The sequence below is a fragment of the Streptomyces sp. NPDC023541 genome (genome assembly GCF_055559995.1).
Window position 1 is genome coordinate 407,557 of sequence record NZ_JBVHJO010000004.1, and the last position, 22,159, is coordinate 429,715.

A 22,159-nucleotide genomic window follows, 5' to 3' on the forward strand; every position below is an offset into this window, starting at 1 on the left:
GTCACAGCAGGTGGGCGGCCTCGGAGACCACCGGCATGACGCGCCGGGCCAGAGCCCCGACCGGGCCGTCCGCCGATTCCATGGCCAGGGCGGCCCGGGCGGCCGCCGCGGTCTCCGGATCCGTGGCGGCGGTGGCCGTCAGCAGGGCGATGAACTGGTCGAGCAGCCAGTCCCGGAGGGTGTCGACCTCGGGCTGTTTGCCCTCGTCGATCCATATGAGGGAGGCGGCCTCGACCGCCGTGATCCACGTGCGGACCATCATGCGCAGCCGGGGCCCGGGCGCCGGGACTCCCAGGTGGAGGAGGATCTGATCGGCCGCGGCCCGCCGGATGCCGTCGACCGTCGCCGTCGTCCGGGAGGTCTCCACGACGCTGCCGCCTTGGAGGAGGGCCGCGAAGCCGGTGTCGTGTTCGTCGACGAACGCGAGGTAGCGGTCCAGGGCCCGGGACAGCCGCCGGGTCAGGGGGCCCTCCTGGGGTACGGCGAAGCAGAGTTCGAGGAGGTCGGCCGCCGAGCGCAGGGCCGCCTCGTAGAGCTGCTGTTTGCCGCCGGGGAAGTAGCGGTAGACGAGCGGGCGCGAGACTCCGGCGGCCTCCGCCACGTCGTCCAGCGAGACCTCCTCCGGAGCCCGGTGCGCGAACAGCGAGAGGGCCGCGTCGAGGAGTTGGGCCCGCCGCTCCTCGACGCTCAGCCTGCGGTACGCGCGTACGGTCATGACCGCAGGGTAGCCCGCGAGCGGCCGGCCGCGGCCGGCGTCGGCGAAGTCCCGGCCCGATCGCACCTCCGCGCCTCTGCCCCTTCTGCTTCCGTGTCCCGGGCCGGGGCTGCCGGCCCGGGAAGGGCTGCCCTACGCCAGCAGTCCCGAGCTCTGCCACAGCCTCCGGCCGACGCCGCGCAGTACGCCGATGTCGTCGAGGAAGTCGGTGAGCCGCTTGGCGCCGGTCTGCATGACCTCGCGGCGGTGGCCGCTGGCCCGGACCTGGGCGACCGCCTCGCGGCGGTCCAGGCCGACGTTGTCGTAGACGGCCGGGTTGACGAAGGCGAGGGAGAAGACGCGGGCGGCCTCGCCGCAGCTGATCCGGGTGAGCTCCTGCTCCCAGCGCGGGGCCGTCAGCATCTGGCGGCGCAGTTCCTCGCGCGCGTACCGGACGTGCCGGGCCTCCTCGATGACGTGGATCCGGGTGACGCCGCGGACCAGCGGCTGGATGCGCTCGTCCGGGAAGGTCAGGCGCTGCATCCAGTCGAGGATCTCCTCGCCGAGCAGCGTGCACGCGAAGGAACCGGGCGTGGTGGAGACGGTCTTCAGGATCCGCGCGAGGTTGTGGTTGAGGCGGGAGACGGGGTACTCGGGGCTGCCGCTCTTCTGGATCATGCGGGCGAACATCATCGAGTGCCGGCACTCGTCGGCGATCTCGGTGAGCGCGTAGCGCACGTGCTTGCTGGTCAGCGACTTGTCGTAGATGTGGCGGACCATCAGCTGCATGAGGATGATCTCGAACCAGATACCGAGGGAGCCGAGCGCCGCCGCCTCGTGGCGGGAGAGGTCGATGCGCTGCTCCTCGCCCATCTTCTTCCAGAGCGGGGTGTCGTAGAGGGAGAGCAGTTCGGGCGGCCAGAAGTACTTGCCCTCGATCATGGGGGCGTCCCAGTCGAGTTCCTTGTCGGGGTCGAAGGAGTGCTTGGCCGAGGATTCCAGCAGGCGCTCGGCTATCTGCTCCCGGTCCTTGAGCAGGCCGAGGGCGTCCCTGAGCGCGGCTCGTTCGGTCACGGTCGTCATGGCTTCGGACACCTCGTCGTCGAGTTACCGGCGGTCATTGGTTATGAGACTGCTTGTCAGCAAGGTCGTCAATCCCCCGCGCACGACTTGTTGACCCCGCGTCTACCAACGTGTGACCCTGCCAACTGTCCGGTCCTGCACCGCAGTACGCGAGACGAGGGGGCGTCAGTGTCGACGCACGAGCTCTACACCGAGGACCCGGGCGAGGCCGTCTGGCAGATCCCCGCCTCCGGCTCCGCCCGCTTCAACTGGGAGTACGACGACGGCCGCGAGCGGCTCCTCGCCCTCTACCAGAAGGGCAAGGACAAGCAGTGGGACGGCGCCAAGCGCATCGACTGGGACATCGAGGTGGACCCGTACGATCCGCTGGGGACGCCCGACGAGGCCCTCCCGCTGTACGGGACCCGGCACTGGCCCAAGCTCACCGGGAAGGACAGGGGCGAGCTGCGCCGGCACTACACCGCTTGGAACTTCAGCCAGTTCCTCCACGGCGAGCAGGGCGCGATGGTGTGCGCGGCGCGCATCGTGGAGTCCGTTCCGGACCTCGACGCGAAGTTCTACTCGGCCACGCAGACCATGGACGAGGCCCGGCACGCCGAGATCTTCGGGCGCTTCCTGCACGAGAAGGTCGGGATGCTCTACCCGGTCAACGACAGCCTCCAGGGGCTGCTCGGCGACACCCTGCGCGACTCCCGCTGGGACATGCCGTACCTGGGCATGCAGGTGCTCATCGAGGGGCTGGCGCTGGCCTCCTTCGGCCTCATCCGGGACACGACCGCGAAGCCCCTGCCCAAGCAACTCCTGGCGTACGTGATGCAGGACGAGGCCCGGCACGTGGCCTTCGGGCGGATGGCGCTGCGCGACTACTACCGGCAGCTGACGGACGCCGAGCTGCGCGAGCGCGAGGAATTCGTGATCGAGGGCTGCTACCTGATGCGGGACCGGCTGCTCGGGGTGGAGGTGCTGGAGAACTTCGGCATCCCGCCGAAGGAGGCGGAGCGGCTCAGCGAGCAGTCGGAGTTCCTGCACCTGTTCCGCAAGCTGCTGTTCAGCCGGATCGTGCCGTGCGTGAAGGACATCGGACTGTGGGGCGAACGGCTGCAGAGGGCGTACGTGGACCTGGGCGTCTTCCACATGGGCGACTCCGACCTGGACCTGCTGATGAGCCAGGACGAGGAGGTCGCCGAGGCCCTCGACCGCGAGCGCTTCGCGGCCGAGGAGTCGGCGCGCGTGGCGGAGGTCGCGGCCGCCATCGCCGACGGCGGGGGCCTGCCGCAGCCGTGACGCCGGGATCCGGCCGGGCACAGGAGCGGGACACCCGGTGGGAGCGTCACCGGGTGGCCGGCGCGGAGCCTCACCGGGTGGCCGGCGCGGCCTGCATCACCGGGTGGCCAGCGCGGCCTGCATCACCGCCCGGGCGATCGGCGCGGCGGCGCCGTTGCCGCTGATGTCGCCCCGGTCCGCCGAGGCGTCCTCCACGACCACCGCGACGGCCACCGCCGGCAGGGCCGCACCCTCGGTGCGGGCCCAGGAGATGAACCAGGCGTACGGGGTCCCCGCGTTGCCGACACCGTGCTGGGCTGTGCCGGTCTTGCCGCCGACCACCGCGCCCGGGATCGCCGCGTTCTTGCCGGTGCCGTTCTCCACCACCTTCACCATCAGCTCCTGCATCCGCAGCGCGGTGGCCGGGTTCATCGCCCGCCCGAGGCTGCGCCGGTCGCCGCGCCGCACCGGGGAACCGTCGTCCTGGGTGGTCCGTTCCACCAGGTACGGGGAGGCGAGCTCACCGCCGTTCGCGACGGCCGCGGCCACCATCGCCATCTGCAGCGGTGTCGCCGTGGTGTTGAACTGCCCGATCGAGGACAGGGCCAGCTGGTCCAGGCTCATGTCGGTGTCGAAGTTCGACCGGGACACCCACGAGGGCACCCGCAGCCCCTCCGTGTTGAAGCCGAAGCGGCGCGCCGCGTCCACCATCCGGCGCAGCCCGACCTGCACCCCGATCTTCGCCATCACCGTGTTGCACGACCACTGCACGGCCTCGGCCATGGAGGCGTCCTCGCAGCCCGTCGCCGCGTTCGGCAACAGGGTGCTGGTTCCGGGCAGCGGGTAGGGGTCCGGGGTCCGGGTCGGCGCGTCGACATCGGTGACCACCCCCGCGTCGAGCGCCGCCGCCGCCGTCACGATCTTGAAGGTGGAGCCGGGCGGGTACGTCTCGCGCAGCGCCCGGTTCAGCATCGGCCTGGCGGGGTCCGCGTTCAGCGCCGCCCAGGCACCCTTCGCCCTGGCACCCGTGCCGGACAGCACGGAGGGGTCGTAGGACGGGCTGCTGACCAGCGCGAGGATCTTCCCGGTGGCCGGTTCGAGGGCGGCCACCGCACCGCGCTTGCCGCCGAGTCCGGCGTACGCGGCCTGCTGCACGGCGGCGCGGACGGTGGTGGCGGCGTTCCCGCCGGCCGGGCGGCCGCGCGCCAGGTCGTACCAGAGCGGGAACGCCGACAGCCCCGGATCGGTGCCCGACAGGACGGCGTCCTCTGCGCGCTCGACGAAGCTGGTCCCGTACGTCTGGGAGGAGAAGCCGGTGACGGGCGCGTAGAGCGGGCCGTCGGTGTAGGAACGCTCGTACCGCAGCAGCTGGCCGCTGTCGCGGGAGCCGGTGACGGGCCGCCCGTCGACGAGGATGTCCCCGCGCGGTTCGGCGTAGCGCTCGATGGCCGTCCTCTTGTTGGCCGGATTCGCACCGTAGGCGGCGGACTCCCAGACCTGCACGCGGGCGATGTTGACCAGCAGGGCCAGGAGCAGCAGCGCGCAGAAGTACGCGCACCAGCGGATGTAGCGGATCACTCGGCCGCCTCCTGCGCGGGACGGGGTCTGCGGGCGCTGTCGCTGAGCCGGACCAGTAGGGCGACGATGATCCAGTTGGTGACGACGGACGAGCCGCCCTGGGCGAGGAAGGGCATCGCCATGCCGGTGAGCGGGATCAGCCCGGTGACACCGCCCGCGATGACGAACACCTGCAGCGCGATGATCGATGCGAGGCCGGTGGCGAGCAGCCGGCCGAAGGGATCGCGCAGGGCGAGCCCGGCGCGGAAGCCGCGGGCGACGAGGAGCCCGTAGAGGAGCAGGATCGCGGTGAGGCCGACGAGTCCGAGCTCCTCGCCGGCGGTGGCGAGGATGAAGTCCGACTTGGCGGCGAATCCGATGAGAAAGGAATGGCCGTGGCCGAGCCCGGCCCCGAGGAGGCCGCCGGCGCCGAAGGAGAAGAGGGACTGGGCGAGCTGGCCTGGACCCTCGCCGCGCTCGATGGAGGCGAAAGGATTCAGCCAGTCGTCCACGCGGCTGTTGACGTGCGGCTCCAAGGTCGCGACGGCGTATGCGCCGAAGGCGGCGAGCAGGAGCCCGATCGCGATCCAGCCGATTCGCCCGGTGGCGGTGAACAGCATGATCACGAAGAGGCCGAAGAAGAGCAGCGAGGTGCCGAGGTCCCGCTCCAGGACGAGCAGACCGACGCTCAGCAGCCAGATCGCGAGGATCGGACCCAGGACGCGGCCGGGGAGGAGGCGCAGCTTCCAGAAGAGCCGGCGGCCGGTCAGGGCCAGGGCCGTGCGGTTCGCGGCGAGATAGGAGGCGAAGAACACGGCGAGCAGGATCTTGGCGAACTCGCCCGGCTGGAAGGAGAGCCCGGCGAAGCGGATCCAGATGTGCGCGCCGTTGACCGCCGGGAAGAAGACGGGCACCAGCATCAGCACCAGCGCGGTGGCGACGGACAAGTACGCGTAGCGCTGGAGGACCCGGTGGTCGCGGAGCAGCGCGACGACGAGGACGAAGAGCACCAGGCCGAAGGCGGACCACAGGAGCTGGTCGTCCGCGGTGGGGTGGCCCGGGGTGGTCGCGTCGAGGCGCTGGATGAGCACCAGGCCGAGGCCGTTGAGCAGCACCGCGATGGGAAGCACGAGAGGGTCCGCGTACGGGGCCCCGAGCCGGACGGCCAGGTGCGCCAACAGTGCGGCCGCGGTGAGGCCGGCGGCATAGCGGTCGGTGGGGTCGGGGATGCGGCCGGTGGTCGCGAGGCCGACGAGGAGGTGACCGAGCACGGAGATCAGGACGGCACCCGTGAGGAGCGCCAGCTCGACGCCGCGGCGTTTGGGCGCGCCGGCTGCGGGTGGCGGGGGCGGGGTTGGCTCCGCCACCTTCGCCGTCAGAGCGGTCATACCCCGAAACGTAGCAAGCAGACGGATGGTATGTCCGCTTATGTCATAGTGTGCCGAAGAGTCGTCACAAACGGTCGAAACTAGCGAAAGTGAGGAGCCGAGGCGCATGGGACCTGTGGAATTCATCGTCCTCGCCTTCCCGGAGGAGCAGCTGCGGGTGCCGGCGGTCGAGGCCGTGATGGGGCTGCGCAAGGCGGGGGTGGTCCGGCTGATCGACGGCCTCGTCGCCACGAAGACCGCGTCGGGCGAGGTCCTCGCGGCCGAGTTCGACGAGTTCGTGGAGCTGCACGGCTTGCTGACGGGGCGGGACGCGGCCCGGCTGATCGGCCCGGAAGACGTGCACGAGGCGGCGGACCTGCTGGAGCGCGGAAGCTGCGCGCTGCTCCTGGTGGTCGAACACGTATGGGCCGAGGACGCCGCCGTGGCCGTACGGGCGGCGGGCGGGCGGATCGTGGGCTCGGTCCGCATCCCGCCGGACCGGGTGCCGGCGGACCCCCGGGCGGGGGTGGCCTGATGTTCATCCGCCCGATGGGAGTGACGGTGCACGCCGCGAACCGCCCCGCGGGAGCCCCGCTGCTCCGGGGCCTGCTGGCCAGGGCCTCGGGGACGGCGCAGGACACAGCGGGCGCGGTACGCCCGGACGAACCACCGCACAGGGTCCTGCCGGCCCGGTCCGTCCGGGCGGCGGAACCGGAGCCGAGTGACGAACCGGAGCCGGACCCGATGGACGAGCCGGAGCCGATCGACGCCCTGTACTGGGACACGGACACCCGCCCGGAGCCCGGCCCGACTCCCCCCGCGGGCCTGGCGGCGGAGCTACGCCAACTGGCCGATCTGGCCCGCGAGGGCCTGCTGACCCCCCAGGAGTTCACGACGGCGAAGGCCCGCCTACTGAACGGCTGAGGGGGGCGGGGGCGGGGGCTGCGGGGGCCGACCCCGGCGAGGCCCGCCCGCAGGGCGCGGCGGCGAACGGAGGAATCCAGTCGGGCGGGCCCGGAATGTGTGGGGGCGGCTTCGGGAGGCCGGAAGCCACTCGGGCGGTGTCAGGGATGTGCTGGGGGTTTCCCGTCAGTCCCATCGTCTCTCCGTGTCGGGCCGGCCCGTCAAGGGCGCTCGTTCCTCGCGTCGCTTCGCGATGTCGCTGCGCTCCACCCTTGACCGACCGTCCCGCCACGGAAATACGAGGACAGCCGGGAAACCCCCAAAGGAACGGGCCGGGACCAGATTTCAGGACGGGGCGTCGGATGCGTCCGGGCGGAACCCGGTGCGCATCCAATCGCTACGCGCTCCTGCCTGACGGCGCCTGCGAGCCGCTTGGGTTGGGCATAAGCCGCCACCAATCGCTACGCGCTCCTGCGAGACGGCGCCTGCGAGCCCCTTGGGCTGGTCATAAGCCGCCCCAAATCGCTACGCACTCCTGCGAGACGGCGTCAGCGCGCCCTTTGGGCTGGACATAGGCCGCCTCAGATCGCCACCCGCTTCTCTATCAGGCGTCTGCGATCCGTCTGGGGCTGGTCTCGGGCCGCAGGAAGCTTCCTCCGCTCTTCACGAACGGCGTCCGGCCCCCTGTGTGGGGTGGAAAAGCGTCAGATGACGGCTGGAGCGATGCCAATCCATGTCTAGGTGACTGCGCGCCCCAAAGAGCCGTCAATTCGCCCCAATTGCCCCTGTCTGTACCGACGGCTGAGATCCCATGGCGGTCTTGACGGGGGTTGGGTTCGGCTGAGCCGATGGATCACCCCTCCGCCCCCCGATATCGCCCCCATCAGCCCCAGACAAGGGCGAGACGCGGTCGTCGGGGAGCGCGTAGCGATCGATGGCGGCTTATGCCCAGCCACAGGGGCTCGCAGCCGCCGTCCGCCAGGAGCGCGTAGCGATCGGATGCGCACCGGGCTCCGCCCGGACGCATCCGACGCCCCGTCCCTGAAAACTGGTCCCGGCCCGTTCCTCTGGGGGCTTCCCGGCAGTCTTTCGGATTTCCGGGGCGGGACGGTCGGTCAAGGGTGGCCGAAGGCCATCACGAAGTGACGCGACGAAGGAGCGCCCTTGAGGGACCGGCCCGACACGGAGAGACGATGGGGCTGACGGGAAACCCCCAGCACATCCCTGACACCGCCCGAGCGGCTCCCGCCCCCGCGAAGCCTCCCCTCGCCCTTCCGGCTCCGCCCCGCACGGACCCCGCCCCCCACACCGCCGCCGCGCCCTCCCGACCCCCGCCGCCCGAGTGGATCCCCACACCGCCGCCGCGCCCTTCCGACCCCCGCCCAAGTGGAGCCCCACACCGCCGCCGCGCCCTTCCGACCCCCGCCCAAGTGGAGCCCCACACCGCCGCCGCGCCCTTCCGGCCCCCGCCCGAGTGGATCCCCACGCCCCCCACCTCCGCCCCCACCCCCCAACCGGGTGGCCCCCCGCGACCGGCCGACCCCGTGGGGCGATTTGTCATACCGGGCGTGGCAGCATCGGTGGTCTCGGAGGTGATTTCATGTCATATCGGGGGCTTCGCGCTGCCTTTGTCGCCGTAGCGCTCCTCGTCGCCGGACCCGTCCAGGATGCCGGCGCCGAACCCGGTCTGCCCGAAGGGGAGAACGTGGGTGCGCTGCTCACCCGCCTGCAGGGTCTGTACCAAAAGGCCGAGGAGGCCTCCGAGGCGTACAAGTCCACGGAGGACGCCCTGGAGGCGGGCCGACAGGAGGAGCGGCTGCGTACCGCCGCGCTCGGCAGGGCCCGTACGGCGCTCGACTCCGAGCGCGTCCTCGCCGGGCGGCTCGCCCGCGAGCAGTACCAGGGCAGCCGGGGCCTGTCCCCCTACGCCCGGATGCTGCTGGCCGGGAACCCGCAGGCGGCCCTGGAGCAGCGTCGGCTCGCCGCCCGCGAGGGCGCCCGCCGGGCGGCGGCGCTGGGCCGCCTCGCGAAGGGCGAGAAGGAGGCCGACGCACTCGCCGTACGGGCACGCAAGGCCCTGGACACCCGGCAGACGCTGGCCGAGCGGCAGAAGGCGCAGAGGGAGGAGGTCGCGTCGCAGCTCAAGCAGGTCGAGCGGCTGCTGGCCTCGCTGACCCCCGAGCAGCTCGCCCGGCTCGGGGCGCATGAGGAGGAGCAGACCGCGGCGGCGCAGCGGGACCTGGTGACCTCCGGGGCCCTGCCCACCCGCACGGGCACCCCCACGGCCGCCGGCGGCGCGGCGCTGCGGTACGCGGCGGCCCAGATCGGGAAGCCGTACGTCTGGGGCGCCGAGGGGCCCGGGTCCTTCGATTGCTCCGGTCTCACCTCGCAGGCCTGGGCGCATGCGGGCCGGACCATCCCGCGGACCAGTCAGGAGCAGTGGGCGCGGCTTCCGAAGGTGCCGCTGGACCAGCTGCGGCCGGGGGACCTGGTGGTGTACTTCCCCAAGGCCACGCACGTGGGCCTGTACGTCGGTGACGGCAAGGTGATCCAGGCGCCGCGGCCCGGGTCCGTCGTGAAGGTCTCCCCGGTCGCCGCGAACCCGCTGCTGGGGGCGGTGCGGCCGGACCCCGACGGGAGACCGCTCGCGGCCTTCGCCCCGCCGCCGCTGCCCGAGGGATCGGGGACCGCGGCGGGGGACGATGCCGGCTACTCCTCCGAGGAGGCTCCCGCGGCCGCGGCCACCTCGGCCAGGTAGTCGGCCGTGTCCTCGGGGTCGTAGAAGTACGCGTCGAAGTCGGCCGGGTTGTCGAAGCCATTGGCGAATCGATTCGCCACCGGCTGGAGCTGCGCGGCCGCGCCGATCAGGTTGAGCACGTGCTCCGGCGGCGCGCCCAGCATCGCGTTCGTCCACTGGGTCACGGGCTTGCCCGTGGTGAACCAGTACTTGTCGAAGGTCGCCTTCATCCACGCCTCGTCGAACGGGTTGTCCCCGTGCATGAGGATCGAGGAGAGGTACGAGGCCGCACACTTGGCCGCGGAGTTCGAGCCCTGGCCCGTGATCGGGTCGTTGGCGACGACCACGTCGGCCACGCCGAGGACGAGCCCGCCGCCGGGAAGGCGTCCGATCGGGTTGCGGACGACCGGCGCGTACCGGCCGGCGAGGGTGCCGCCCGCGTCCGTCAGCTCCACCTTCGTCGCCCGGGCGTACTCCCACGGCGTGTACTTCTCCATCAGCCCCAGCGTGAGCGCGAGGTGCTCCGCCGGGTCGTTGACGCCGTTGAAGACGTCCAGCGGGCCGCCGGGCAGGCCCTCCCAGAAGAGGATGTCCGCCCGGCCCGAGGTCGTCAGGGTCGGCATGACGAACAGCTCGCCGACGCCGGGGACGAGGTTGCAGCGGACCGCTTCCGTCTCCGGGTGCTCGGGGCGCGGACCGAGCCCGTGCACGTACGACACGGCCAGGGCGCGCTGGGGGGTGTCGTACGGGGAACGGGCCGCGTCCCGCCCGAACATCGACACCAGCTCGCCCTTGCCGGCGGCCACCAGCACCAGGTCGTAGGTGCGGGAGAAGTAGTCGAGGTCGGCGACGGACGCGCCGTGGATGACGAGCTGCCCGCCGCGCTGCGTGAAGGTGTCCAGCCAGCCGGCCATCTTCACGCGCTGGTCCACGGACTGCGCGTGGCCCTTGAGCCGGCCGAGCCAGTCGATGGGGCGGCTGCCGTCGGGGGCGGCGACCGAGACCCCGAGGCCCTCGATCTTCGGCGCCTGCTGCTCCCAGAAGTTGATCTGGAGGTCGCGCTCGTGCTGGAGGGCGGTGTCGAACATGCACTGCGTGGACATGACCCGTCCGGTGCGGATCTCGTCCGCGGTCCGGTTGGACATGAGGGTGACCTCGTACCCCTTGGCCTGGAGTCCGAGGGCGAGCTGGAGACCGGACTGGCCGGCTCCGACGACAAGTATCCTGCGCATCTCTCAAGTCCTCTGTTCGGGAGTGCTGTCGAGGGCGTGGCCCACCAGCGCCAGTAGGGATTCGATCACCGTCCGGCGCTCTCGCGCGTCCATGATCACCACGGGTATGTGCGGCGGGACGCTGAGGGCCTCGCGCACGTCCTCGGGCTCGTACGACTGCGAGCCCTCGAAGTGGTTGACGGCGACGGCGTACGGCAGCCCGGAGCTCTCGAAGTAGTCGAGGGCGGGGAAGCAGTCGCGCAGGCGGCGGGTGTCGGCCATGACGAGTCCGCCGATGGCTCCGCGCACCAGGTCGTCCCACATGAACCAGAAGCGTTCCTGGCCCGGGGTCCCGTACACGTAGAGGACGAGGTCGTCGTCGAGGGTGACGCGGCCGAAGTCCATGGCGACGGTGGTGGTGTGCTTGTCCGGGGTGCCGGACAGGTCGTCGGTCGGGACGCTGGCCTGGGTCATCACCGCCTCGGTGCGCAGCGGGGTGATCTCGGAGACGGAGGAGACGAAGGTGGTCTTGCCGACGCCGAAGCCGCCCGCGACCAGCACCTTGACGGCGACGGGCGCGCGGGAGCGGTCGTACTGCCAGGGCTGTGCCGGTTCGTCGTCGACCACGGGCTTGTCAGAGACGGCGAAGGCCACCGAGCACCCTTTCCAGCAGCGCGCGTTCGGGTCGGCCGGTGCCGTGTCCCGTCGCGTAGACACGGATCCTGCCCTGGTCGGCGAGGTCGCTGACGAGGACGCGGACCACACCGAGCGGGAGCTTCAGCAGCGCGGCGATCTCGGCGATCGTGCGCATGCGGCGGCACACCTCGACGATGGCGGGCATCTCGGGCATGCGGTCGGGCTTCTGCGGCTCGGACGCCTTGGTGTCCAGGGCGGCGACGAAGGTCTCGACGTGCAGGACCTGGGTGAACCGTGTCCGTCCGCCCGTCAGGGAGTACGGGCGGACGCGGGCGGGTCGGCGGTCGGCTCCGCGTATCGGGAGTCGGTCGGCGGCCGGTCTCCTCACGGGGTGTTCTCCATCGACTGGCGCAGCTCGCTGCGGACTTCGGGGGTCAGGACGTGGCCGGCGCGGCCGACGAACAGGGCCATGTGGTAGGCGACGACGCTCATGTCGCAGTCGGGCGTGGCGTGCACGCCCAGCAGTGAGCCGTCGCTGATGGCCATGACGAAGACGGAGCCGTTTTCCATCGCCACCATGGTCTGCTTGACGGCGCCGAACTCCATGAGGGCGGCCGCCCCGGTGGTGAGGCTGCCGAGGCCGGAGACGATGGTGGCGAGGTCGGCGGACGCCCCCCGTGGGCCCTTGGGCCGCGGCGTCGCCTGGGGTTCGCCCGCGCCGCCCGCTCCGGGGTCGGAGGACAGGAGCAGCAGCCCGTCCGAGGAGACGACGGCGACGGAGTTGACGCCGGGCACCTCCTCGACCAGGTCGGTCAGCAGCCACTGCAGGTTGCGGGCCTGGGTGCTCAGTCCGTACGTACTGGGCGCGGTCATGTGCGTGCCTCCTGTGCGCTGTCCCCCTGGTCGGTTTTGCTCTGTCCCTGCCCCCGGTCCGGTTCCCGGTCCTGCGCGAGCTCGGCGGCGACGACGCGGCGGCCGTCCTGGGCTCCCTGGTAGAAGCCCCCGAGCCGGCGCCGCAGCTCTTCGGCGTCGACCCGGCGCGGCGGCTGGGGTCGTACGTCCTCCGTGCGCGGGGCGGCGACGGTGCGCGGGGTGCGCTTCGGCAGGCCCTTGTCGGTGACGGGGCCGCCGTCGGACGGCTCGGCGGGGTGGCTGCCCTGGCGGGGGAGCCAGTCGGCCTCGGCGGGGGCGTGTGCGTGGTCCCCTGCGGGGGGCTCGGCAGTGAAGGCCTGCTCCGCGGGCGGGGTGTCGGCGGCCGGGGCCGCGGTGAACGCCTGGTCGGCCGGATCCCCTGCGGGGGGCTCGGCTGTGAAGACCTGCTCCGCCGGAAGGGCGTCCGCGGCCGGGGACGCCGTGAAGACCTCGTCCGCGGGCGGGGCGTCCGCGGTCGGAGACGCCGTGAAGACCTGGTCCGCGGGCGGGGCGTCCGCGGCCGGGGACGCCGTGAAGACCTGGTCCGCGGGCGGGGCGTCCGCGGCCGGGGACGCCGTGAAGACCTGGTCCGCGGGCGGGGTGTCGGAGGCCGCCGCGGTGAACGCCTGGTCGGCCGGATCCCCTGCGGGGGGCTCGGTTGTGAAGACCTGCTCCGCGGGCGGGGCGTCCGCGGCCGGGGACGCCGTGAAGACCTCGTCCGCGGGCGTGTCCGTGGCATGGGTCGCCTGGAAGACCTCGTCAGCCGGAGGGGCGAGCGTGGTGGTGGACGGGTCGCCGGCCGCGGGGTCGGCGGGGGGTGTCAGGGCCTCGGCCAGGGTGACCGGCGTGACCGGCTCGGCCGGGACGGCCACCGGTTCGGCGGCGTCGGCGACCGGGACCGCGGCCTCGGCCTCGGCCTCGGCCTCGGCCTCGGGGGCGGCGTGGGCGCCGCGCGGGCGGGCGTGGAGGGTGTTCTCGTTCGCCTCCGCTATCACGCCCGGCAGGTGCAGCGAGGGCGCGCCCGGTGCGGCCAGGGTGTGGACGGGCGAGGCCGACGGGGTGGCGGGCAGCAGCGTGGCGGGGATGACGACCAGGGCCTCGGTCCCTCCGTGCCGCGCGCCGCGCAGCTCCGCGGTGACCCCGTGCCGTGCCGCGAGCCGCCCGGCCACGTACAGGCCGAGGCCCAGGCCGTGCTCCTCCTCGGGCTCCTCGTCGTACGCCTCGGGCGTGGCCAGCCGGGCGTTGAGCGCTTCGAGGCGGTCGTCGGTGACGCCGATGCCCTCGTCGATGACGGAGAGCACCACGTCGCCGGAGTCCAGGGTCCAGCCCGACACCTTCACCTTGACGTCCGGCGGCGAGAACGTCGTCGCGTTCTCCAGCAGTTCGGCCAGCACGTGGGAGATGTCGTCGGCGGCGTGTCCGGCGACCTGCGTGTACGAGGGCAGCGCCGCGAGGTCGACGCGCTCGTAGCGCTCGATCTCGCTGACGGCGGCCCGCATCACGTCGACCAGCGCCACCGGGAGCCCCTGCCCGGTGCCGTGCTCCTGCCCGGCGAGGACCAGCAGGTTCTCGTTGTGGCGGCGCATCACCGTCGCCAGGTGGTCGAGCTTGAAGAGGGTGGCGAGCCGGTCCGGGTCCTGTTCCTTGGACTCCAGCTCCTCGATGACGGCGAGCTGGCGTTCCACCAGGCCCAGGGTGCGCAGCGACAGCGAGACGGAGGTCGTCGACATGACGCGGCGGTGCTCCTCCAGCCCCGCCCGCAGCTTCGTCAGTTCCTCTTCGAGCACCTCGCGGCCGGAGGCGAGCGCCTCGTTGCGGCCGATGATGCGGCGCCGGTCCGCGTCGAGCCCGGCGATCCGGGTGTGGAGGGAGACCGTCTGGTCGCGTACGGCGTTCAGGTGCCGGACGACCTCGGCGAACTCGTCGTTGCGGCCGGTGAACCGCACCGGCTCCACGGAGCCCTCGGGCGTGGCGAGCCGCTCCGCGCCGCGCCGCAGGACCGACAGCGGGCGGGTGAGCGAGCGCGCGACGGCGGTGGAGAAGCCGACGGCGCCGATGAAGAGCAGGCCCAGGAGGGCGACCAGGATCTCCAGCCGGGTCACGTCGTCGTCGCGCAGGGATGCGAGGGCGGAGGCGCGCTGGCCGGCGAGGGTGGCCTCGACGGTGCGCATCCGGTCGATGCGGGCGGTGAGCGCGGCGCTGACGGCGGCGCCGTCGGTCTTGCGGTCGGGGACGGTCAGGGTGGGCCGGTCGGTGAGCCGCTTGAGGTAGTCGTCGGCCGCCTTGACCTCGGGGCCGGTGACGGTGGCGGCGAGGGTCTGGCGCACGTCGGGCCGGGCGACGCGCGCGAAGTCGTCGAGGGCGGCCTGCTCCCGTACCCGGGTGCGCTGGGCGGCGGTGGTGAGCTCGTCGACGGAGACCGAGCCGGGGGGCTGCTCGCCGCGGGGGACGGCCAGCGCCCCGAGCAGCAGTCCGCGGGTGGCGGAGGCCTGTTCCACGGCCTGGCCCAGGGGGGCCAGCGGGCGGGTGGCGGCGAGGGCGGACTCGGCGCGCGGCGGGGTCAGCTCGGCCAGCCGGGTGCCCGGGGCAAGGAGTTCCGTGATGACGCCGGTGTAGGCCTGGTGGGCGGCGAGGGCGGTGCCCTTGCCGTCGATGGCTTCGGTGCGGACGGCCGCGACGCGGGCAAGGGCCATGGCGAGGGGTTCGTCGACCTCGGTCGCGGCCTCGGCGATCTGCCGGTCGGTGCGCAGGACGCGGTCCTGGAGGCCGGCCTTGGCCGCGCCGGGGCGGCCCTTGGCGGCGTATTCGACCACGGCGTCGCGCTCGTCGGCGAGGACGTGCGTGAGGGTGAGGATCTGGCCGGTCTGCTCCGCGAGGGTGACCAGCCGCTGGGAGTCGTTCAGCTCCCTCGCGGCCGTGACGACGGCGGGGGTGCCGGCCGCGAGGACGGTGAGCCCTGCGACGGCGACGCCGACGACCAGCCGGCTGCGCACGCGGACGCGGCGTCCTGCGGGGGCCGGGCCTTCGGCGGCGGTGCCGTTCTTCCGAGACCGCTTCTTCTGCACCGGTGCTCGCAATCCTGTACGTGTGCTTTTGCTCGTCTACTCGTGTGGCCGAGGTAACGGCCGGTCAACAAGTAAACGCCCCCTGCCCCCTCGTACCGCCTCAGACCTTTGCAGCGTGTTGGGGAGAGAGCCGCACATCGCCCACCCGGCCACTCGAACGAGTGAACATCACGGATGAGTTGGCGACCAACTCGGGCACCCGGCCCCAGAGCGGCTCCGTGGACAGCTGGTTGAAAGATCGATGCGGCCTTTGGCAGTATGCCCCGCCCACATCGCCGGTCCCGCGCCGGGGCCTTGCCGGGCCGGGGCCCGGAGGCTGCGCGCGCAGGCCGCCCGCCACTCCCCCCTCTGGTCCGTACCTACCCGGGTCCGCAGGCCCGCGCCGGACAGAATGCCCGTATGCGCATCGACCTCGCCACGGCCCCCGGCAGTCAGGAACGCCCCAATGAGGACTGGGTGTCGGCGTCGGCGCCCGCTTCGGGAGGCGGGGTCCTGGTGGTCCTGGACGGAGTCACCCCGCCCGCGGACGGGGACGGGTGCGTGCACGGCGTGCCGTGGTTCGCGGCCCGGCTCGGCGGCCGATTGACCGAACTGTCCGGATCGCGACGGGACATGCCGCTGGACCGGATCCTGGCCGAAGCCGTCCGCGCCACGGCCGAGGTCCACCGCGGCACGTGTGACCTTTCTCACGCACGCACCCCGCAGGCGACGGTCGTCGTGGTCCGCTGGGACGCGGAGTACGTGGAACACCTCGTGCTGTCGGACTCCGTACTGCTCCTCCAGGCGCCCGGGGGCGAGGTGACGGCGGTGCTCGACGACCGGCTGGACCGGGTGCCGCGGGAGGTGCTGCGCTCGGTGGCCGCGACGGACGCCCTGCGCAACGCCGAGGGCGGCTTCTTCACGGCGGCCGCGGACGCGTCGGTGGCGGCCCGGGCGGTCACGGGGCGCACGCCGCGCTCCCGGGTGCGGTCGGTGGCCGCGCTCACGGACGGGGCGAGCCGGTGGACGGACACGTTCGGGGAGGGCGACTGGGCCGAGTGCATGACGGTGCTGCGGAAGGAGGGCGCGCAGGGGCTGATCGGCCGGGTCCGCACCATCGAGTCCGACCCGGCGCGCCCGTCGGCCCGGTACAAGCGGCACGACGACGCGTCGGCGGTCTACGCGGAGCTCTGAGGCGCCCTCGCCCGGCGCCGGCGGTCGCCCTACTCGGCGCCGGCGTTCAACTGGTGCAGCAGGCGGGCCAGTTCGGCCACCTCGCCGCGGTCCCACCCGGCGAGCTTGCGCATGTACTGCTCGCGCCGCGCGCCCCGTACCCGCAGGAACCGCTCGCGTCCCTCCTGGGTGAGCCCGACGAGGAAGGCCCGCCCGTCGGCGGGGTCCTGCTCACGGGCCACCAGGCCCAGGACCTCCAGGGCCCGCAGCTGCCGGCTCATGGTGGCCTTGCCGACCCCGAAGTAGGCGGCGAGGTCGGTGGCCCGCTGCCGGCCGGCCGCCTCCAGGCGTACGAGGAGCCCGTACGCGGCGGGCTCCAGCTCGGGGTGGAGCTCGCGGGCCATCTCCCCGGAGGAGGCGCGTGCCCGCCGGAGGAAGACGGACAGCTCCCGCTCCAGGGCAAGGAACTCCTGGTCTTCACTCCCGTGCACGTCCCGCTCCTCGTTCGATGTGTGGCACCCCGGTGGGTGGGGCCCAGTATTTCGCAGCGGGTGTGCGGACGGCCCGGGGCCCCGCCGGAGCGGGGACCCGGGCCGTCCGGAAGCCGGAACGGGCCCTTCGGCCAGGGGTCAGGCGGCGGCCGTGACCGGCACCTGCGCCCCGTCCAGGGCGAGCTCCAGGACCTGGCGCACATCGGTCACCGGGTGCACCTCCAGCCCCTTCAGCACCTCGGCCGGGACATCGTCCAGGTCGGCCTCGTTGCGCTTGGGGATGATGACGGTGGTCAGGCCCGCCCGGTGGGCGGCGAGCAGCTTCTGCTTGACCCCGCCGATCGGCAGGACCCGCCCGGTCAGTGACACCTCGCCGGTCATGGCCACGTCCGTGCGCACCTGCCGCCCGGAGAGCAGCGAGGCGAGGGCGGTGGTCATGGTGATGCCCGCGCTGGGGCCGTCCTTGGGCACCGCGCCGGCCGGGAAGTGGATGTGCACGCCCCGGTCCTTGAGGTCGGCGACCGGGAGTTCCAGTTCGGCGCCGTGCGAGCGCAGGAAGCTCAGGGCGATCTGCGCCGACTCCTTCATCACGTCGCCGAGCTGGCCGGTGAGCGTCAGTCCGGCGGCACCCGTCTCGGGGTCGGCCAGCGAGGCCTCCACGAACAGCACGTCGCCTCCCGCGCCGGTCACCGCGAGGCCCGTGGCCACGCCGGGGACGGCGGTGCGCCGCTCGGCCGGGTCCTGGGCGGATTCCGGCACGTGGTGCGGGCGTCCGATCAGAGCCCGCAGGCCGTCGGCCCCGATGCGGTAGGGCAGTTCCCGCTCGCCCAGCTCGTGCTGGGCGGCGACCTTGCGCAGCAGGCGTGCGACGGCCCGCTCCAGGGTGCGTACGCCCGCCTCGCGGGTGTACTCCCCGGCCAGCTTGCGCAGGGCGTCCTCCTCCAGGACCACCTCGTCGGCGGCGAGCCCGGCGCGCTCCAGCTGGCGGGGCAGCAGGTGGTCGCGGGCGATGACCACCTTCTCGTCCTCCGTGTATCCGTCGAGGCGGACGAGCTCCATGCGGTCGGCGAGTGCCTCGGGGATGGCCTCCAGGACGTTGGCGGTGGCCAGGAAGACGATGTCGCTCAGGTCCAGTTCGACCTCCAGGTAGTGGTCCCGGAAGGTGTGGTTCTGGGCGGGGTCGAGGACCTCCAGGAGGGCGGCCGCGGGGTCGCCGCGGAAGTCGGAGCCGACCTTGTCGATCTCGTCGAGGAGCACCACGGGGTTCATCGACCCGGCTTCCTTGATGGCCCGGACGATGCGGCCCGGCAGGGCGCCGACGTAGGTCCGCCGGTGGCCGCGCACCTCGGCCTCGTCCCGGACGCCGCCGAGGGCGACCCGGACGAACTTGCGCCCCATGGCGTGGGCCACGCTTTCACCCAGCGAGGTCTTTCCGACACCGGGCGGGCCGACGAGAGCGAGGACGGCGCCCCCTCGGCGGCCCCCGATGACACCCATGCCGCGCTCGCTGCGGCGCTTGCGCACCGCCAGGTACTCGGTGATGCGGTCCTTCACGTCGCTGAGGCCCGCGTGTTCGGCGTCCAGTACCGCCCGGGCGCCCTGGATGTCGTACCGGTCCTCGGTGCGCTCGTTCCAGGGCAGTTCGAGGACGGTGTCGAGCCAGGTGCGGATCCATGAGCCCTCGGGGCTCTGGTCGCTGGACCGCTCCAGCTTGTCGACCTCCTTGAGCGCGGCCTCCCGGACCTTCTCGGGGAGGTCGGCGGCCTCGACGCGGGCGCGGTAGTCGTCGGACTCCTCGCCGTCCTTCTCGCCGTTCAGCTCGCGCAGTTCCTTGCGCACGGCCTCCAGCTGGCGGCGCAGCAGGAACTCGCGCTGCTGCTTGTCGACGCCGTCCTGGACGTCCTTGGCGATGGACTCGGCGACGTCCTGTTCGGCGAGGTGGTCGCTGAGCGCCTTGACGGCCAGCTTGAGGCGGGCGACCGGGTCGGCCGTCTCCAGGAGTTCGACCTTCTGCTCGGCCGTCAGGAACGGCGAGTATCCGGAGTTGTCGGCGAGGGCGGAGACCCCCTCGATCTGCTGGACGCGGTCCACGACCTGCCAGGCCCCGCGCTTCTTGAGCCAGCTGGTGGCGAGCGCCTTGTACTCCTTGACGAGTTCGGCGACGGCGCCCGGCAGCGGATCGGGGACGGTCTCGTCCACGGTCTCTCCCTCGACCCAGAGCGCCGCTCCGGGCCCGGTGGTGCCGGCACCGATGCGGACGCGCCCGAGGCCGCGGATGAGCGCGCCGGGGTCGCCGCCGGAGAGCCGGCCGACCTGCTCGACGGTTCCGAGCACACCGGTCGCGGCGTACTTCCCGTCGATCCGCGCCACGAGCAGCACCCGGGGCTTCCCGCTGCCCGCCGCGGCCTGGGCGGCCTCGACGGCCCCGCGCACCTCGGCGTCGGACAGGTCCAGCGGAACGACCATTCCGGGCAGCACGACCTCGTCGTCGAGCGGCAGCACGGGCAGGGTGAGCGTTAGAGACGTCGAAGCCATGATCTTCCCTTCGGCAGTGAAGTTGAGCTATGCCGACTCAATGCATGTGCGCCTGCCGATGTTCCCCAACCCCCGTTCGCCCGGGGCGAACGCACTTCGGGACAGCCGGATTCGTCCTTCCGCACAGGGCGTTCACCCGATGGGTGACGAGGCTCCCGGCCTCGACGGGAAGGCGGCGGTATTCGCACTGACCGAGCGTCTCGCCGGTGTGCGGGTCACCGGGCAGATGCCGGCGGAGGCGGTGGGAGGGCGTCGCCGTCGGCCTCACGGACGCGCAGGGCGCCAGGACGCGTGCAAGGGCCGGCGGCGCCCCCCACCGGGGCCGTTCAGCGGTTCAGGGGGGAGATGCGGACGTCGCCCGAGGTGGTTCTCGCCGAGAGGCGGGAGGGGGCCGAGGCGTCGTCGGGGAGGGTGACGTCGCGGGCACCGGAGGTGGTGGAGACCGCGAGCCGGTAGGGGGCCGCGGGCACCTTCAGGCCGACGTCGCCGGAGGTGGTCTCGGCGAGCACCGAGGAGGGGGCCTTCGCGAAGTGCAGGCGGACGTCGCCCGAGTCGGAGCGCACCGACGTGGCGGGGCCGGCCAGCCCGGTGGCGGTGATCTCTCCGGAGGTCGTACGGATCTTCAGCGGGCCGGCGATGTCCTCGGCCCGGACGTCGCCGGAGTCGGCCTCCACCTCGACGGCGGCCACGCCCGTCACGGTGATGTCGCCGCTGTCGCTCTCCAGCGTGACCTTCGCGGAGGCGGGGACCTCCAGGCGGTAGTCGATGTAGCAGCTTGCGGAGCAGCCGTTGGTGAAGGTGAGCACGCCCCCGCTGACCTGATGGCCTGGCGTGGGGGCGGTGTCGCCGCGGTAGTGGACGGTGCGGCGGACCGTGACGCCGGGACCGGCCCCCGGGGTGATCTCGATCGACCCGGCCCGGGTGCCGGTCACCTCGACGGCTGAGACCGCCTCGGTGACCGTGGTGTCGGCGCTCGCCGTCCTGCGCGGCCCGTCGACGAAGGAGCATCCGGCGAGGACGAGGCCGGCCGCGAGGGCGACGGCCGCGGCGCGGGCGGCCCGGGGGGCCGTGGTGTGGGACGTCATGCACCGATCCTCCGGCGCCGGCGCCGCGCGGCCGATGGGGCCGGCACCCGGATCCGGTGTCGGGTTGTCCCCCGGGCCCCCGGGCCCCCGGCGTGCGGCCGGCGTCGGCCGTTCGGGCGGAGCAGCGTCGTTTCCTCCTCATCCGTACGCGTGATGCGCGGATGCGGGCCACGCGTACGGGCAGAGGTGGCTGCGGCAGTGTTCCCCCTCGCAGAAAGACCAGCTGATGCGTCTCCGCTCCGCCTTCACCGCCGTTCTCGGCGCCGCCCTGCTCCTCGTCGCCGTCCCGGCCTCCGCCTCAGCCGCCTCGGGGCGGTTCAGCTACGAGTACGTGACCGTCGAGGGCTACGACGCCTCCGGCTTCCTCAACGACCCGGCGGACGGCCAGTGCATCAACTTGCCCGGCGTCGGTCAGGAGAACCCCGAGCCCGGTCACTCGCCGAGGAACCGCACCGACGCCTGGGCCACGGTCTTCGCCGACACCAATTGCGAGGGGCCCTCCTTCCGCCTGCGGCCGTACACCGGCGGGGCGTCAGAGCGCCTGAAGGTGCGGTCGGTCGTCTTCGGCTGATCCCGGGGCGGTGTCCACACCCGCGCCCGGGCCGGTGGCGACCGGGCGCAGCGGTGAGGGCAGGCCCCATTCGCTCCAGGAGCCGTCGTACACCGCCAGGTCCCGGTAGCCGGCGAGGTCGGCGCCGAGGGCCAGCACGCAGGCGGTCACTCCGGAGCCGCAGCTGAAGCGGAGGCGTTCGCGTCCGCCCGCGGCCGCCGCGAAGGCCGCCCGGAGTTCCCCGGCCGGGCGCATGAGGCCGTCGGGGCGCTGGAGTTCGCCGAACGGCAGGCTGACGGCGCCCGGCATGTGGCCGCCGCGCAGGCCGGGACGGGGTTCGGGGGCGGTGCCTTCGAAGCGTTCGCGGGTCCGGGCGTCGAGGACGGCAGCGGCCGGGTCGGACAGGGCCGCGGCGATGTCCTCGGCGTCGGCGAGCAGCCCCGCGCGGGGCCGGGCGGTGAAGGTGCCGTGCGGACCCCCGTACTCCGGGGCGGCGGCCTCGACGGGCAGGCCGGCGGCCGTCCAGGCGGGCAGTCCCCCGTCGAGGACGGCGGCCCGGTCGAAGCCCATGGCGCGCAGCATCCACCAGGCGCGGGCGCTGGAGTAGACGCCGGCGCCGTCGTAGACGACGACGGTGTCGGTGTCGTCGAGGCCGAGGGAGCGCAGCGCCTCGGTGAACTCGGCGGGCCCGGGCATGGTGTGCGGGGCGGGCGCCGCGTGGTCGGACAGGGCTCCGTCGAGGTCGAAGGGGCGGGCGCCCGGGATACGGCGGCCTGCGGCGCGGTGGGCGCCGACGGAGGCGTCGAAGACGACCAGTCCGGGGGCGCCCAATCGGGCGGCCAGCCAGTCGGCCCCGACCAGCGGTCCGGGGTTCGCGGGCCCGGGCGGGCGGGACTCGGGGCGGTCGGGCGTGGGCAT

At 73.1% G+C, this 22,159-nt stretch carries 19 protein-coding genes; 6 read left to right on the plus strand and 13 right to left on the minus strand.

Annotation, left to right across the window (positions count from 1 at the left end; all coding sequences use genetic code 11):
- Position 1 precedes the first annotated feature (1 nt).
- Both ACZ3X1_RS12380 and ACZ3X1_RS12385 read right to left on the minus strand, forming a co-directional pair.
- Positions 2-715 carry a TetR/AcrR family transcriptional regulator gene (locus ACZ3X1_RS12380; protein ID WP_030834079.1) on the minus strand — a complete coding sequence of 238 codons (714 nt, stop codon included), beginning with the start codon at positions 713-715 and terminating at the stop codon, positions 2-4.
- A 132-nt stretch (positions 716-847) separates the two neighbouring features.
- A complete protein-coding gene (locus ACZ3X1_RS12385; RefSeq protein ID WP_467279087.1) occupies positions 848-1,777 on the minus strand; it encodes an AurF N-oxygenase family protein in 930 nt (309 codons plus the stop codon).
- A 168-nt stretch (positions 1,778-1,945) separates the two neighbouring features.
- Between ACZ3X1_RS12385 and ACZ3X1_RS12390 the strand changes: the two genes are divergently transcribed.
- On the plus strand, positions 1,946-3,061 hold the full coding sequence (locus tag ACZ3X1_RS12390) for a ferritin-like domain-containing protein (protein WP_467279089.1): 1,116 nt from the start codon (positions 1,946-1,948) through the stop codon (positions 3,059-3,061).
- Between the two features lie 96 nt (positions 3,062-3,157).
- On the opposite strand, the gene ACZ3X1_RS12395 is transcribed toward ACZ3X1_RS12390, so the two are convergent.
- Together ACZ3X1_RS12395 and ACZ3X1_RS12400 are read right to left on the minus strand one after the other, a co-directional pair.
- Complete coding sequence (locus ACZ3X1_RS12395; protein WP_356812423.1) at positions 3,158-4,618, minus strand: penicillin-binding transpeptidase domain-containing protein; 1,461 nt, start codon at positions 4,616-4,618, stop codon at positions 3,158-3,160.
- Complete coding sequence (locus ACZ3X1_RS12400) at positions 4,615-5,985, minus strand: FtsW/RodA/SpoVE family cell cycle protein (RefSeq protein ID WP_362624874.1); 1,371 nt, start codon at positions 5,983-5,985, stop codon at positions 4,615-4,617. Before ACZ3X1_RS12400 ends, ACZ3X1_RS12395 begins: the two co-directional genes overlap by 4 nt.
- Before the next feature lie 106 nt (positions 5,986-6,091).
- Here ACZ3X1_RS12400 and ACZ3X1_RS12405 point away from each other — a divergent pair, with 106 nt between their 5' ends.
- The 3 genes from ACZ3X1_RS12405 to ACZ3X1_RS12415 all read left to right on the plus strand — a co-directional run bounded on the left by ACZ3X1_RS12405 (position 6,092) and on the right by ACZ3X1_RS12415 (position 9,625).
- Positions 6,092-6,499, plus strand: a complete 408-nt coding sequence (locus ACZ3X1_RS12405) for a DUF6325 family protein (RefSeq protein WP_356812425.1) — start codon at positions 6,092-6,094, stop codon at positions 6,497-6,499.
- Positions 6,499-6,888, plus strand: a complete 390-nt coding sequence (locus ACZ3X1_RS12410) for an SHOCT domain-containing protein (protein ID WP_356812426.1) — start codon at positions 6,499-6,501, stop codon at positions 6,886-6,888. The genes ACZ3X1_RS12405 and ACZ3X1_RS12410 overlap by 1 nt, the downstream gene beginning before the upstream one ends.
- A 1,579-nt stretch (positions 6,889-8,467) precedes the next feature.
- Positions 8,468-9,625: a C40 family peptidase gene (locus ACZ3X1_RS12415; protein ID WP_467279098.1), complete on the plus strand. Its 1,158-nt coding sequence runs from the start codon at positions 8,468-8,470 to the stop codon at positions 9,623-9,625.
- Here ACZ3X1_RS12415 and ACZ3X1_RS12420 read toward each other — a convergent pair.
- Genes ACZ3X1_RS12420 through ACZ3X1_RS12440 form a run of 5 tightly spaced genes read right to left on the minus strand, consistent with a single transcriptional unit; the run spans position 9,577 to position 15,428 of the window.
- On the minus strand, positions 9,577-10,836 hold the full coding sequence (locus ACZ3X1_RS12420; protein WP_467279100.1) for a styrene monooxygenase/indole monooxygenase family protein: 1,260 nt from the start codon (positions 10,834-10,836) through the stop codon (positions 9,577-9,579). The two genes, ACZ3X1_RS12415 and ACZ3X1_RS12420, sit on opposite strands and share 49 nt — an antisense overlap.
- Before the next feature lie 3 nt (positions 10,837-10,839).
- Positions 10,840-11,469, minus strand: a complete 630-nt coding sequence (locus ACZ3X1_RS12425; RefSeq protein ID WP_356815236.1) for a GTP-binding protein — start codon at positions 11,467-11,469, stop codon at positions 10,840-10,842.
- The gene (locus ACZ3X1_RS12430; protein ID WP_356815237.1) at positions 11,450-11,839 is read right to left on the minus strand and encodes a DUF742 domain-containing protein; all 390 of its coding nucleotides are present in this window, start codon (positions 11,837-11,839) and stop codon (positions 11,450-11,452) included. Before ACZ3X1_RS12430 ends, ACZ3X1_RS12425 begins: the two co-directional genes overlap by 20 nt.
- The gene (locus ACZ3X1_RS12435) at positions 11,836-12,324 is read right to left on the minus strand and encodes a roadblock/LC7 domain-containing protein (protein ID WP_356815238.1); all 489 of its coding nucleotides are present in this window, start codon (positions 12,322-12,324) and stop codon (positions 11,836-11,838) included. The genes ACZ3X1_RS12430 and ACZ3X1_RS12435 overlap by 4 nt, the downstream gene beginning before the upstream one ends.
- Positions 12,321-15,428 carry a sensor histidine kinase gene (locus ACZ3X1_RS12440; protein ID WP_467279104.1) on the minus strand — a complete coding sequence of 1,036 codons (3,108 nt, stop codon included), beginning with the start codon at positions 15,426-15,428 and terminating at the stop codon, positions 12,321-12,323. The genes ACZ3X1_RS12435 and ACZ3X1_RS12440 overlap by 4 nt, the downstream gene beginning before the upstream one ends.
- A 399-nt stretch (positions 15,429-15,827) precedes the next feature.
- On the opposite strand from ACZ3X1_RS12440, the gene ACZ3X1_RS12445 reads away from it, so the two are divergent.
- Entirely contained in the window at positions 15,828-16,601 is a 774-nt protein-coding gene (locus ACZ3X1_RS12445) for a hypothetical protein (RefSeq protein ID WP_356815240.1), read from the plus strand.
- Between the two features lie 29 nt (positions 16,602-16,630).
- Here the strand turns inward: ACZ3X1_RS12445 and ACZ3X1_RS12450 are convergent, their stop codons facing one another.
- The 3 genes from ACZ3X1_RS12450 to ACZ3X1_RS12460 all read right to left on the minus strand — a co-directional run bounded on the left by ACZ3X1_RS12450 (position 16,631) and on the right by ACZ3X1_RS12460 (position 20,691).
- Complete coding sequence (locus ACZ3X1_RS12450) at positions 16,631-17,071, minus strand: MarR family winged helix-turn-helix transcriptional regulator (protein ID WP_356815241.1); 441 nt, start codon at positions 17,069-17,071, stop codon at positions 16,631-16,633.
- 138 nt (positions 17,072-17,209) lie between these two features.
- Positions 17,210-19,606, minus strand: coding sequence for an endopeptidase La (gene lon / locus ACZ3X1_RS12455; RefSeq protein WP_467279109.1), 2,397 nt, complete (start codon positions 19,604-19,606; stop codon positions 17,210-17,212).
- 326 nt (positions 19,607-19,932) lie between these two features.
- On the minus strand, positions 19,933-20,691 hold the full coding sequence (locus ACZ3X1_RS12460) for a DUF4097 family beta strand repeat-containing protein (protein ID WP_467279113.1): 759 nt from the start codon (positions 20,689-20,691) through the stop codon (positions 19,933-19,935).
- 226 nt (positions 20,692-20,917) lie between these two features.
- Here ACZ3X1_RS12460 and ACZ3X1_RS12465 point away from each other — a divergent pair, with 226 nt between their 5' ends.
- Complete coding sequence (locus tag ACZ3X1_RS12465; RefSeq protein ID WP_362624892.1) at positions 20,918-21,262, plus strand: hypothetical protein; 345 nt, start codon at positions 20,918-20,920, stop codon at positions 21,260-21,262.
- Here the strand turns inward: ACZ3X1_RS12465 and ACZ3X1_RS12470 are convergent.
- The gene (locus ACZ3X1_RS12470) at positions 21,224-22,159 is read right to left on the minus strand and encodes a sulfurtransferase (RefSeq protein WP_467279118.1); all 936 of its coding nucleotides are present in this window, start codon (positions 22,157-22,159) and stop codon (positions 21,224-21,226) included. The two genes, ACZ3X1_RS12465 and ACZ3X1_RS12470, sit on opposite strands and share 39 nt — an antisense overlap.